This is a genomic window from Novosphingobium sp. BL-A-41-Hi4B-X5A (genome assembly GCF_055521705.1).
Map to the genome: position 1 here is coordinate 227847 of NZ_CM145500.1, position 13218 is coordinate 241064.

A 13218-nucleotide genomic window follows, 5' to 3' on the forward strand; every position below is an offset into this window, starting at 1 on the left:
CGTTTCCCAAGAATAGCTATGCGCCTGCCCTTAGCAGGTGCACAATCCGGCTGAGTCGGGTTAAGCCCGCTTCCATCAAAGGAAGCGCGCAGGCAGTTCTGCGCCAGGGGAGACGCCATGAAGCCGATCGAATCCATCATGCGCACCGCGCCGGTCATCCCGGTTCTGGTGATCGAGGACGTCGACCACGCGCTTCCCGTCGCCCGCGCGCTTGTGAAGGGCGGTCTGCGTGTGCTCGAGGTTACCTTGCGCACGCCTGCCGCGCTCGATGTCATCCACGCGATGAAAGCGGTTGAGGGTGCCATTGTCGGCGCCGGTACGGTGACCAATCCCGACGAGCTCAAGGCTGCCATCGATGCAGGTGCGGAGTTCATCGTCTCGCCCGGCCTCACCGAAAATCTCGGCAAGGCCGCCGTGGCTTCGGGCATCCCGTTCCTGCCGGGCATCGCCTCGGCGGGCGATATCATGCGCGGTCTCGACCTTGGCCTGAACCACTTCAAGTTCTTCCCCGCTTCCACTTCGGGCGGACTTCCCGCGCTCAAGGCTCTGGCTGCGCCGTTCTACCAGTGCAAGTTCTGCCCCACCGGCGGCATTACCGCCGCCACCGCGCCGGAATGGCTGGGTTTCGATCCGGTCCTGTGCGTCGGTGGCAGCTGGGTGGTCGGCAAGGGCACGCCCGATGAAGCAGCGATCGAAGCCGCAGCGCGCGAAGCCTCGGCTTTGGGGAAGTAACGAATTCAAGGGAATACAAGGGCCATGAAGACGGTCGCCAAGCTCAAGGCCAGGTTGCAGAAACTCCATGAGCGGACGGCCGAAACGCCGCTGTTCAACCCGGTCTTCCAGCTCAGCCACGATCTCTCGCGTTCGCTTGAAGGTGGCGAAATTTCCTTGTCCGACATGGACGCGCTGGTTGCCGAGCTGGAGTGCGAGGCGCTGAAGAGCCGTGCAGCGCGCCTCAAGCGCCTTGTCGCGCCGACCTCCGCTACCGAAAACCTCGCGCAGATCGAAGCGCTGAACCCGGAAGAGGCGGGCTTCTCCGAGTTCCGCCAGCGTTGGGAAAAGCCGCTGCTCCACGCGGTATTCACCGCGCACCCAACATTCCTGCTCAGCCCCGCGCAGTCCGACGCTGTTGCCACAGCCGCCCTGTCTGATGATCCGCAGGCCTCGACCGTCTGCACCGTCCCGCACGAAGGCCCGAAGATCACGCTCGAGTTCGAGCATGTCGAAGTCTGCAACGCCATCCAGCGCGCCGCGAAGGCTCGTGACGCGATCAACGCCACGCTGCTCGGCCATGCCCGTCAGCGCTGGCCGGGCCGTTGGCTCGATTTCAGGCCGCTGCCGTTCCGCTTCGCCACTTGGGTCGGCTATGACATGGATGGCCGCACCGATATCGGGTGGACCACGTCTATCGCCTTCCGCTTGCGTGAGAAGGCGCTGCGGCTGGGCAGCTATGCGGCGTCGCTGCGCGCGATCGACGATTCCCACCCGCTGCTCGCCACGCTCGATGCCGCTCACGCTCATTCATCCGAGATGGCCGAGCTGTTCTCCTCGCCGCTCGACAGCCCCGAAGCGCTTGCCGCCGCCGCCAACCGCCTGAGCGCGGACGATGATGCCAAGCTGCTCAGCCTTGCTCCGCTGATCGAGTCGCTGGAAAGCGAAGCGAAGAAGGCCGACGAGGCCAAGTCCATCCCGCTTGCCACGCTCGCCGCGGCGATGCGCGCCGATGGCCTCGGCATCGGCTGGATCCACTTCCGCGTGAACTCGTCGCAGCTGCTCAATGCGCTGCGCCGCCGGATCGACCCGGAAGGCACGCTCGATCTCGGCAGCAAGAGCGCGCTGTCGCGCCTGCGCGAACTCCTGGCCGACGTGAAGCCGCTGCGCGTCAACTTCGGCGCGCTCGCGATCGAGACCAGCACCGCGATGCGCCAGTTCCTGGTCATGGCGAAGATGCTTCAGCACATCGACGCCGATGCGCCGATCCGCATGTTGATCGCCGAATGCGAACAACCGCAGACGGTGCTGGCCGCGCTCTATTTCGCCAAGCTGTTCGGCATCGAAGGCAAGGTCGACGTCTCCCCCCTGTTCGAGACCGAGACCGCACTGGAACACGGTGGCCGCTTCCTCGAAGCTTTGCTGTCCGAGGAATCCTACCGCAGCTACGCCCGAAAGCGCGGTCGCGTTTCGATCCAGACCGGCTTTTCCGACGCTGGCCGCTTCATGGGGCAAATCCCCGCAGCGCTCGCCATCGAACGCCTGCAGGGCCGCCTTGCCGAAGCGATGAAGGCCAACGGCCTGACCGACGTCGCCGCGCTGATCTTCAATACCCATGGCGAATCCATGGGCCGCGGCGCACATCCCTCGGGATTTGCCGACCGCCTGACCTGGCCGCTGTCCGGCTGGGCGCGCCGCCGTTTTGCCCGCGCTGGCGTGACGATCGAGCCGGAAGCGAGCTTTCAGGGTGGCGACGGCTATCTGTTCTTCCGCAACGATGAACTCGCCCTCGCTACGCTTACCCGCATTGCCGAGCACGAGGCGCGCGATCAGGATCTTTCGGCCAAGGACCCGTTCTACGACCGCACCGATCTCAGCCTCGATTTCTACCGCTCGATCCGCCGCGTTCAGCGCGAACATCTTGAAAGCGCGACCTATTCGCGGGCGTTGACGGCGTTCGGTCTGGGCCTCCTCAAAGGCACGGGCAGCCGTGTCTCGCGCCGCCAGTCCGACATTGGCGCCGACCGCACGATGAGCCTGCGTCAGATCCGCGCGATCCCGCACAACGCGATCCTCCAGCAGATCGGCTATCCGGTGAACGTCATCGCCGGAGCAGGGACCGCTGCCGGCGAGGAGATGGAGTCGGTCGCCGAACTGCTCGGGCGCTCCGAACGTGGCAACCAGCTGGTGCGCCTGCTGCGCGCCGCCAACGGTCTCGCCTCGATCAAGACCGTGGCCGCTCATGGTGAGCTGTTCAACTCTGCCTACTGGGCCAGCCGTCCCTATCGCGGCACCGAAACCGCGCTGGAAGGCGCATGTCTCGCGCTTGCCGAATACCTGACCAAGGATGACAGGTCCGGGGTCTTCCGCCGCCTGACCTCGCGCCTGCGGGTCGATTGGATGAAAGTCCACCGCCTGCTCTCGCTCGTGCCCGGGCAAAAGGCCGGACGCGATGCCGCGCAGGACGCCGACCGTCGCAACATCGGCCTGCTGCAATCGGTCCGCCTTGCCCTGTTGATGCACATGTTCATCCGCGCTGTTCAGGTCCCGCCGTTCGCCCGCTCGAACGACGTCAGCCGCGAGGATGTGCTGGAAATGGTCCTGTCGCTCCGCGTGGACGACGCGCTCGCCCAGCTGCGCCGCGCTTATCCGGTGATCGAGCCCGAAATCACCGATTTCCCGGTGGACGAGCCGACCGATTATCCCGACCATCGCGGCGAGGACTACGGCGCCATCCGCGCCCGCTTCATCGACCCGATCGACCGCGCCCACGCCCTCAACATCCGCGTCGCCGTCGCTATCGCCAACTACTTCGGCGCACACGGGTAACTGAGAATCCTCCCCATTCTTCCGCAGGACAAATGGGCCAGATACCTATGATCCTCCCCATTTTTCCGCAGGACGAATGGGGAGGCGGCCGCGTCAGCGCTGACGGAGGGGCAATTCGTCACCCCACAAACGACCGCCCATGCCGCACCGGTGCCTTCACTGCACTGAACACAGCCCCGGCTGACAGCCTGCTACCACGCACGACCAGCATCACCTTGTCGCCCTGTTCCAGCGTCACATCCTCTCCGGGGTGCTGGATCGACTGGCCACTCGCCCGATCGATCTGCACCACGAAGAACGCCCCGTTGCCGCGGCGCTCGGCCTCGCCGACAGTCTCGCCATTGAGGGCGCTGTCCGCCGCGATCTCGACCATTTCGATGTCGAGCCCGAAGTCGTGCAGGTTGCGCCGCACTGCGCCGATGTCGTCCAGCTGCCCAGTGGCGGGGTAAAGGATCATCTCGACGATGCGCTCGGCGCCGATGTGCGTCGGCATCACCACCTTGTCGGCGCCGGCATGGAACAGCTTGTTCTCGGTCGTCGGCGCCTCGCCGCGGGCGATGATCTCGATGCCCGGATTGAGATTGCGCGCCGATAGCGTGATGAACACGTTCGCCGCATCGTCGGGCAGGACCGATGCCAGCACCTTCGCCCGCGCGATCCCGGCAGCCTTGAGCGTCTCCTCGTGCGTTGCCTCGCCTACCATGCACAGGAAGCCCTGCGCCTTGGCATCCTCTGCCTTGGCATGGTCGCGCTCGAGGATCAGGAACGGCTTCTTCGCCTCGGTCATCGCCTTGGCCAGTTGCACGCCGATGCGGCCGTAACCGCAAATGATCACGTGGCCGGTCAGCTTCTCGATTTCGGTCATCATCTTGTCCAGGCCCAGCAGGCGGCGAAATTGGAAGAGGGTGAACACTTGCACCAGCGCGCCGGTCAGCACGATCATTCCGGTGCAGCCCAGCATGATCGTCGCGCTCGTCCACCAGCGCAGGAACAGGGTGTCGACCGGGCGGATCTCGCCATAGCCCACGGAGAACACCGTCAGCAGCACCATGTAGGCGGCATCGCCGAACGGCCAGCCCGCGTAGACGAACCCGCACGTCGACACGACATAGACGGCGAGCACAAAGATCAGCGTCCCCGTCAGCAGGCGCAACGGCGATCCGAGCACTGAATTTGCCCCCTGCGTCAGGGCAGAGCTGTCATCATCGCGTATCATTCACAGCCCCCTCGGCCTCCTGATAGGGTGCCGCGGCCCGATATGTCCATATCAGGAAAGGCCCAGTCTCTCCGTCAGCCAGACAAGGGCGGCGATACCGGTCAGCACTGCCAGAGCCAGCCTTGCGCGATGTCCATGTCGCCAGCGGGCCAGCATCAAAAGGACCGGCAGAGCAAGCGCAACAACGCCAAGCTGCACCGCCTCGATGCCAAGGTTGAAGCCAAGGATGGCGACGACGCGCGTGGTTGTGCCAAGGCCGAAGTTGCTGACCAGCGTGGCGAAGGCAAGCCCGTGGACAAGGCCGAACAGCCCCGCCACCACCGGCTCCTTCCCCGGAAATAGCGGCCGTGCCGCGTGAATGGCAGAGACCAGCACCGATAACGCGATGCCGGCTTCCACCGGCTGCGCGGGCAGGCGCACGCCGAAAAACGCCGCAAGGATCAGCGTTGTCGAATGGCCGATGGTAAAGGCGGTGACGATCCACGCCAGCTTGGCAAACGTCTCGCGCGCAGGTCGCGGCGCCAACCAGCGCCGCCGTGCGGCCAGAAGTGGTGCGGGCAGCAACAGCGCCAGCAGGAACAGCAGGTGGTCGTACCCTTCGGCAATATGATGCGCGCCAAGCCCGAAGGCGTTGGCAAACAGGCTGCCGAGGCTAGCGTGGCCACGGTTGACCAGCAATTCGCTGCGCCCCGCCGTCAGCGCGCCGACCAGTTCGCGTTCGCCCAGTACACCGCCCGCCAGATCTCCATCGACCACCAGCAGCGCAAAGTGGCTCGGAGCCTCGCGCGTGACCACGTGCCAGCGCCACAGCAGTGACCGGTCCGAAGCTCCGGGCGGCGGCGCTAGCGATAGTTCGAGATGCAGGTCGGGCGGTCCGGCAATCTGCTCGAAGGCGATGCGATCCACGGCAATGCGCCACGGCCGCCCTTGCGCATCCAGCACCGCCATGTCCGCCAGCACCCGCGCCCGCGCCATGGCAAGACTGTCCGGGCTGTTGTCTGTCAACAGGCCGGTCGCATAACCGAACTCGGCCTGCGGCACGACCACGTCGGCCTTGACCAGCCCCGGCGCAAAGTCGAGCCGGATTTCCGAATTGGGCGTCAGATGGGCAGCCACGGGGCTGGCGAGGCAAAGCCAGACCAGCGCAGCCAGCAGCGCCCTAATCGTGACCGAACCAGATGTAGCGCGCCGCGGGATCCATGGCCTTGGGATTGAGATCAAGCGCGTCCTCCCGCGCATCTTCGGCGGCATCGGTATCTCCAAGCGCGGTGTGGACGTCGGCCAAGGCAAGGTAAAGCCCTGCGGTTTGCCATCCGGTCTTTTCGGCGCGCTCCAGCGTCGCGAGAGCGCCCCTGGCATCGCCGGTCAGCAGTTGCGCGCGCGCCAGCAGGATAAGGCTCGCGCCATGCGGGCGCGCCTGCGCGTCGGCCTTGGCAACGGCCAGGGCTTTGGCCGGATCGCCCAGCGCCAGCTCATGTTCCACCAGATGCGCAGCGGCGGCTTCGGGCATAAGGCGATAGCGCTCCGCCCACAGTGCGCCAGCCTTGTACGCCCAGGCCCGGCTTTCCGCCCCGCGCCCCTGCAAGCGGAGCGTGAATGCCAGGGCGTCCATGATCTCGGGCAGGGGAGCCTTGGCCAGCACAGCCTCGTATTGCTTCACTGCGCCAGCGACATCGCCTTCGAGCGCTTTGTGTTGTGCGACATGCGCCATGGCAAGCGGATTGCCGGGGAAGAACCCGTCGGCAAAACGTGCCCATTCGCCAGCCGCCTTCCAGTCGCCGGTGCCATAGGCGATCGTCACTCGCTGCAAGCTGACCTGCGATTTGACGTAGCGGCTCAGCTTCGGCGCACGCAGCACTGCGTTGATCCGGCGGCGGGCCAGATCAGGATCGCCTGTCCGCAAGGCCAGCATCGATTGCCTCAATGCAACGGCGGCGTTGTTGTCGTATTCCTCCGCCCGGGTGAATGCGAGGCGCGCGGCTTTCATGTCTCCGCGCTGGAAGGCGATGTCCCCCTTCAGGCTCCATGCACCGGCAGACTCCCCGTCGTCTGGCTCACCCACTTGCGCAAAAAATCGTTCGAGTCCCTTGTCGGCAGCCTCGAGCCTGTGTGCCAGCACCGAAACCTCGGCGCGCGACAGGCTGGGCCCGGCCGGGAAGGGGGCGCCCGCCATGCTCTTGTCCAGCAATCCGTCCGCCTCGGCGAGATCCTCATAAGAGCCAATCGCGCGAAAGCGCCTGACCAGAGCCCGCGCCAGAACCTCCTGCCGCAGCCACTCGTCCGGACTGGTCGCCAATCGCGCGCGTGCGCCATCGACAGCAACTTGCGCTGCCTGTTCCAGCTCCAGCTGGTTGCGTGGTCCGAACCATGGCTTGACTTCCGAAGGCAGCGGATCCGGTGGGCCTTGCCGAGCCTTGTATCTGTCAAAGGCAATGCTGGCGGCGGTTATCAGGAAAACCGCCGCCAACAGGATCCACGGCCACTTCGGGCCGGGCTTGTCACTCATACGTGTCAGGACTTCGTAGCGCAGATCTTGAGCTGCAGCTTCTCGACATCGTCGCCAATCAGGCCGAACAGCTTGTTCAGTTCGCTGATATATTCGGCGTAATACTTGTCACCGGCAATGTCGCCGGTCGGCGTATCATCGTTGAATGTCAACTTCATCGACGATCCCACAAGCGCGGTTGCGATGGCGGGATTGCCCATGCGGTCCACACTGACATAGGCCGAATCCGGATCGGTCCGGAAATCGAAGTTGCTGCCGGTACCCGTCGCCACCTGCGGCGTTCCGTTCGGCGTTGGCAGGAACGGGAAGGTCAGCAGGAAGAACTTGTCGTTGCTGGGTGGGTTGAGTGGGACCGTGGCAAGGGTATTCGGACCTTGGCCGGTCACGCTCATGTCCAGCAGCAGCGTCGCCAGCAGAATGTCGACAACCGGGTCTGCAGGATGGCGCCCATTGGGGAAGCGCGTCGAACGTGTCAAATCCAGCTTCAACGTGTCAGGAATGATGAACGACTTCAGGTTTGCCCCGTTCTGGCCCTGAATCGGCTGCAGGAAGCAATTGGTCGAGTCATAGGCGACCGCTGTTGCCGTGGCCGTCGGAGTGGCGGTCGATGTCGTGCTCGGCAGCGGGGCGGGGACGACGACCTGGCTACCGGCGCCATCATCGCCGCAACCGACCAGCGTCAGGGCCAAGGCGAACGGCGTTGCGATCCGGATGATTTTGCGCAGGCTCATCAGATGTTCCCCCCAAAGCGGGCGGTCTGTCCCCAGACGCCGAGATTGGTGACCCCTGCGCCAAGGTTCGCGTCAGGGATTTCAAGCACGATCGCGGTATCGTTCTGGGTGTCGAAGAAATTGCGGTCGTTGCGGATGCGCAAGGTGCCGGTCGAACGAGTCTCGCGAAATCCGATCAGGTCGAAGAAGAACGGCTCGTCGAACAGGCCCACGCGAACCTTTACGCCACCCTTCTCGAGGTTTTGCTCCACCGGTCCTTCGACCACGCCCGAAACGCCCGGAATGCCTTCGACCCGCACGCCCCATTCGCCAGGATTCTGCCCCCTGCCGAAGCGATACTTGATCGTGAATTCCGGCGTGTTCGCCGGGGCCGCCGTCGAGATGTTGATCTTGTATAGCACATCGCGATCGTAATAGAGCGGCGTCGTTCCGGATGCTGATACCGGCCCTGCGAAGGTCATCGCGATCTTGGTCGTGCCGTTGGAATGCCAGGCGAAGACGTCGGCGATATCGGCCGGAATGTCCGGGTTGGGATCTACGCCGCCGTCGGTGCGACTGGGCGGATCGAGGTGGTCGGCGCTCTCCGCGACGCCTGTCGGTACCAGCATCAGCGCGGCGAGGCTTGCGGCCCCGGCGCTGCCCGCCAGCAGTGTCTTGAAAATGCGGCGCACGGCGAATCTCCCCACTTCGGAATCAGACGAAAGAACGTGCGACCACTCTTTCGCCTCATTCTGCGCTGTCGGCTGTGAACTGGTTCACAGGGAGTCAGCGGGAGGCCTCTTTCCGAGACGTTAAACCATTTTGCACCTAATCGTGAAGCCCAAATCAAGCAAAACTACGTAACATATTCATGAAAAGGCAGCGACGCTCCAGACCACGCCGACCAGCAGGAACACGCCAACCACGTCGAGCGCAAAGCCGGCCTTCACCATCGCGCGCATCGAACAGTGTCCGGTAGCCCAGGCGAGGGCGTTGGGGCCGGTCCCCGCCGGCAGCATGAACCCCCAGGTCGCGGCAAAGGCTGCCGGAAGGGCCAGCAGGATCGGATCGGCTCCCAGCGCCGCGACCAGCGCTGCCACCACTGGCATGATCCCGCTCGCCGCCGCAATATTGCTGGCGAACTCGGTTACAACGATCACGAAGGCCACCAGCACCAGTGCCACCACCGGCAGCGGGACATGGGCAAGCGGCAGCAGCATCTCGCCCATCCACTTGGTCAGCCCGCTCTCGGTCATGCCCATGGCCATGGCAAGGCCACCCCCGAACATCAGCACCACGTCCCACGGCGCGCGATTGGCTTCCGGCCAGGTCAGCATCGGGCGGCCGGTGCCATCAGGCAGGAAGAACAGGATCAGCCCGGCAATCGCCGCCACCGTGCCATCGGTGAAGCCGCCCTTGGGAAACACGCCCTCGATCAGCGGCTGGAATACCCACGCCAGGAAGGCCAGCAGCACCACCGGCAGCAACCGCCGCTCGGCCACGCTCCATTGCGCGGAATGGCCGATGGCATCCCGCGCGGCCGCAGGATCGAACGCATCGTCCTTCAACTTCTGCACCCGCGCGATGATCCACGCCGCAATCGGCACGGCGGCAACCGCAATCGGCACGCCGTACATCGCCCACTGCAGGAAGGTGACCCTAGTCCCCAGCGCCTTCTCGATCAGTCCCGCCGCGATGGCATTGGTCGGCGTGCCGATCAGGGTGGCAAGGCCACCAATCGATGCGGCAAAGGCAATGCCCATGGGCAGCGCCCCGGCCATGCCTCCGGTCTCGCCCTCGCGCACGCCGCCCGCGCGAAGCATGGCGATCGCCATCGGCATCATGATGAGGGCAGTCGATGTGTTGGAGATAAAGCTCGAGAGCACGGCGGTCGCCGTCATCACGCCCAGCAGCAATTGCCCCGGTTTCGCACCCGCCAGACCCATGATGAACAGCGCCAGCCGCCGGTGCAGCCCGGTCCGCTCGATCGCCAGCGCCAGAAACGCGCCGCCCACGAACAGGAACATGATCGGCGAGTAATAGGCGCCCGCCGTCTTGTTGGCATCGGCCACGCCGGTCAGCGGCAGTACGAGAAAGGGCAGGAAGGCCGTTGCCGAAAGCGGCATCGCCTCGGTCATCCACCAGGCCGCCATCCACCAGACGAGGCCCGCCGCGCTCCATGCCGCATCGGGCATGCCGGCCGGCGCTGCCGCCAGTTGCGTTACAGCAAACCCCAGCGGCCCTGCCCAGAACCCGATCCTGCGCGCATCCAGTGCCAACCGATCACTCCCCCATGTCCCGGCGAAGGGACCTAGCAGAGCACTGTCACGACTGGCAAATGCCGATCAGAAGATCGGGTCGTAGCCCGGAGGCAGTTCGTCGCCCGGCTTCTGGGCGTCTGTGGGCGAGTGGATCCCGCACTCGGTCTTGTCCCAGCCCTTCCACCGGCCCGAACGCGGATCTTCACCGGGCGCGACCTTGCTGGTGCAGGGCGCGCAGCCGATCGAGGGATAGCCCTGCGCCACCAGCGGATGTGCCGGCAGGCCGTGCTGGGCGAAGTAGCTTTCCAGCGCCGCCTTGTCCCACGACGCCAGCGGGTTGATCTTCAACCGCCCTTGCGCGTCGGAATGGTCGATCTCGAAGCGCGGCAGCCCCGCGCGGGTCTTCGACTGGAAGCCCTTGCGCCCGGTCAGCGAGGCATCGAAATGCAGCAGCGCCCTGGCCAGCGGCTCGACCTTGCGGATCTCGCAGCAGCCATCGGGGTCCCACGACCAGCGCAGCCCGTTCTCGTCCTTCTTTGCGATCACTTCGGGGTCAGGCTCGATGATCTGGAGATTGGTCATCCCCAGGAACCCGATCAGCTCGTCACGGTAAGTGACGGTCTCGGGGAAGTGCTTGCCGGTTTCAAGGAACAGCACCGGCACAGAAGGGTCGACCTCGGCAATAAGGTGAAGCAGGACAGCACTTTCCGCGCCGAAGCTCGAAACAACCGCAAGATCGCCCGCCAGCCCGTCGCGGATCACCGAACGCAGCATCTCGTGCGTGTCGGTGCCCCGGAACAGGTTGTTCAGGCGGATCGCGTCCGTCTCGGTAAAGCGCGGGCGCACATCGATCAGATCGATCTTGCGATTTACGGTGCTGTCCATACTTTCTGTCCTTCTCCCGCAGCTCAGGCGGGGTGACGCTTCGCCCAGATTGCCGGGCGACCGTCGACGGTCTTCTGGTAGACTTCCGGCCAGGTCGCGAAGGCCTTTTCGGCGGCCTCGGCGCTGATTGCCTGGTTCGGTGCAAAGCTGTCGAACCCGCAGCGGCGCATGTGCGAAAGCTGGTCCAGCAGCACGTCGCCCACGGCCCGCAGTTCGCCGGCATAGCCATGCTCGCGCAGGATACGTGCCGCCGAATAGCCGCGCCCGTCGGTATAGGCCGGGAAGTTCACTTCCACGAGCGCGAGCCGATCGAGATGCGGCAGCAGCGCGCGCGCATCGTCGCCCGGCTCGATCCGCACAGCCGTTGCGTTGCTCTGGTCGGCAAAGGCGTCGACCGTCACCGCCGGATCGCCCACGGGTTCGTCATCGCGAAAACGCAGGTTCTGCTCAACCATTTGCAGTCTCCTTGGCGTAGATCGCCTCCTTGAACGGAGCCATGCCGATGCGGCGGAAGGTATCGACAAAGCGCTCCCCTTCGGCGCGCTGGGCGAGATAGACATCAGTGGCCTTTTCCACCGCATCGACGATGCCGTCCTCGTTGAAACCAGGACCGGTGATCGTGCCCAGCGAGGTGTCCGCGCCTTCGCATCCGCCGAGCAGGAGCTGGTAGTTCTCCACGCCCTTGCGGTCGACGCCGAGGATGCCGATGTGGCCTGCGTGGTGATGCCCGCAGGCGTTGATGCAGCCTGAAATCTTCAGCTTCAGCTCGCCCAGCTCGCGCTGACGGCCGAGGTCGGCAAAGCGCTCCGAGATCTTCTGCGCCACCGGGATCGACCGCGCATTCGCAAGCGCGCAATAATCCAGACCCGGGCAGGCGATGATGTCGCCGATCAGGTCGAGGTTGGCAGAGGCAAGGCCCGCTTCGTCGAGCTTCTGCCACAGGCCATAGAGGTCAGCCTTCTTCACATGCGGCAGCACGATGTTCTGCGCATGGGTCACGCGCAGTTCGTCGAACGAATGCTCGAGCGCCAGGTCTGCCATCAGGCGGATCTGGTCAGCCGTGGCATCGCCCGGAATGCCGCCAACCGGCTTCAGGCTGATGTTCACGATGGCATAGCCCGGCTGCTTGTGGGCATGGACGTTCTGGTCCACCCACAGCGCAAAGTCGGGATCGGAAAGGTCCAGCTCGTCAGACGCATTGGCGTCAAAGCCCGGCTGCTCGAAGTAGCCCTTGATGCGCTCCAGCTCAGCCGCAGGCGGTTCGAGGCCCAGCGTCAGGATGTGCTTGAACTCTTCTTCCACCTGGCGACGGTATTCGTCGGCACCGATCTCGTGGACGAGAATCTTGATGCGCGCCTTGTACTTGTTGTCGCGGCGGCCATAGCGGTTGTACACGCGCAGGCACGCCTCAAGGTACGAGATCATCTGCAGCGGCGGCACGAAATCGCCGATCACCGGAGCGATCATCGGCGTGCGGCCCATGCCACCACCAACGTAGAAGCGGCAGCCAATCTCGCCGGCATCGTTCTGCACCAGCTGGATGCCGATATCGTGCAGCTTCATCGCCGCGCGGTCGGTTTCCGAACCGATGATGGCGATCTTGAACTTGCGCGGCAGGTAGTCGAACTCCGGATGGAAGGTCGACCACTGGCGGAGCAACTCGGCATAAGGGCGCGGATCGACCAGCTCGTCCGCAGCGGCACCGGCGAACTGGTCGGCGGTGGTGTTGCGGATGCAGTTGCCGCTGGTCTGGATCGCATGCATCTCGACCGATGCGAGATCGGCCAGAATGTCCGGCGCGTCCTGAAGCTTGATCCAGTTGTACTGGATGTTCTGGCGCGTGGTGAAGTGGCCATAGCCGCGGTCATACTTGTCCGCGATATCGCCCAGCATGCGCATCTGGCGGCTGTTCAGCGTGCCGTAGGGAATGGCCACGCGCAGCATGTAGGCGTGAAGCTGCAGGTAGAGGCCATTCTTCAGCCGCAGCGGCTTGAACTGGTCCTCGGTGATGTCACCGGCGAGGCGGCGCTCCACCTGATCGCGGAACTCCGCGACGCGGGCATCGACCATCGCCTGGTCGTATTGGTCGTACTGATACAT

11 protein-coding genes are annotated in these 13218 nt (G+C 64.7%); 2 read left to right on the top strand and 9 right to left on the bottom strand.

Annotated elements, in window-relative coordinates:
* Positions 1–117: 117 nt before the first annotated feature.
* Positions 118–732, top strand: coding sequence for a bifunctional 4-hydroxy-2-oxoglutarate aldolase/2-dehydro-3-deoxy-phosphogluconate aldolase (gene eda / locus ACZ1JY_RS01045; RefSeq protein WP_118074194.1), 615 nt, complete (start codon positions 118–120; stop codon positions 730–732).
* A 24-nt stretch (positions 733–756) separates the two neighbouring features.
* Positions 757–3540, top strand: coding sequence for a phosphoenolpyruvate carboxylase (locus ACZ1JY_RS01050; protein ID WP_168905426.1), 2784 nt, complete (start codon positions 757–759; stop codon positions 3538–3540).
* A gap of 118 nt (positions 3541–3658) precedes the next feature.
* Here ACZ1JY_RS01050 and ACZ1JY_RS01055 read toward each other — a convergent pair whose 3' ends face one another.
* The 9 genes from ACZ1JY_RS01055 to ACZ1JY_RS01095 form a co-directional block, all read right to left on the bottom strand.
* Positions 3659–4756 (bottom strand): potassium channel family protein, encoded by a 1098-nt coding sequence (locus tag ACZ1JY_RS01055; RefSeq protein ID WP_118074192.1) that lies wholly within the window; start codon positions 4754–4756, stop codon positions 3659–3661.
* Positions 4757–4807: 51 nt separating this feature from the next.
* Positions 4808–5872, bottom strand: coding sequence for a HupE/UreJ family protein (locus ACZ1JY_RS01060; RefSeq protein ID WP_465130071.1), 1065 nt, complete (start codon positions 5870–5872; stop codon positions 4808–4810).
* A 43-nt stretch (positions 5873–5915) separates the two neighbouring features.
* On the bottom strand, positions 5916–7262 hold the full coding sequence (locus ACZ1JY_RS01065; RefSeq protein ID WP_465130072.1) for a tetratricopeptide repeat protein: 1347 nt from the start codon (positions 7260–7262) through the stop codon (positions 5916–5918).
* Positions 7263–7267: 5 nt separating this feature from the next.
* On the bottom strand, positions 7268–7993 hold the full coding sequence (locus ACZ1JY_RS01070) for a DUF4331 family protein (protein ID WP_465130073.1): 726 nt from the start codon (positions 7991–7993) through the stop codon (positions 7268–7270).
* Complete coding sequence (locus ACZ1JY_RS01075) at positions 7993–8664, bottom strand: hypothetical protein (RefSeq protein ID WP_465130074.1); 672 nt, start codon at positions 8662–8664, stop codon at positions 7993–7995. Before ACZ1JY_RS01075 ends, ACZ1JY_RS01070 begins: the two co-directional genes overlap by 1 nt.
* A gap of 177 nt (positions 8665–8841) precedes the next feature.
* Positions 8842–10245: an SLC13 family permease gene (locus tag ACZ1JY_RS01080; RefSeq protein ID WP_118074805.1), complete on the bottom strand. Its 1404-nt coding sequence runs from the start codon at positions 10243–10245 to the stop codon at positions 8842–8844.
* A 72-nt stretch (positions 10246–10317) separates the two neighbouring features.
* Positions 10318–11118 carry a phosphoadenylyl-sulfate reductase gene (locus ACZ1JY_RS01085; protein ID WP_465130075.1) on the bottom strand — a complete coding sequence of 267 codons (801 nt, stop codon included), beginning with the start codon at positions 11116–11118 and terminating at the stop codon, positions 10318–10320.
* A 23-nt stretch (positions 11119–11141) separates the two neighbouring features.
* Positions 11142–11573, bottom strand: coding sequence for a DUF934 domain-containing protein (locus tag ACZ1JY_RS01090; protein WP_465130076.1), 432 nt, complete (start codon positions 11571–11573; stop codon positions 11142–11144).
* On the bottom strand, positions 11566–13218 hold the full coding sequence (locus ACZ1JY_RS01095; protein ID WP_465130077.1) for a nitrite/sulfite reductase: 1653 nt from the start codon (positions 13216–13218) through the stop codon (positions 11566–11568). The genes ACZ1JY_RS01090 and ACZ1JY_RS01095 overlap by 8 nt, the downstream gene beginning before the upstream one ends.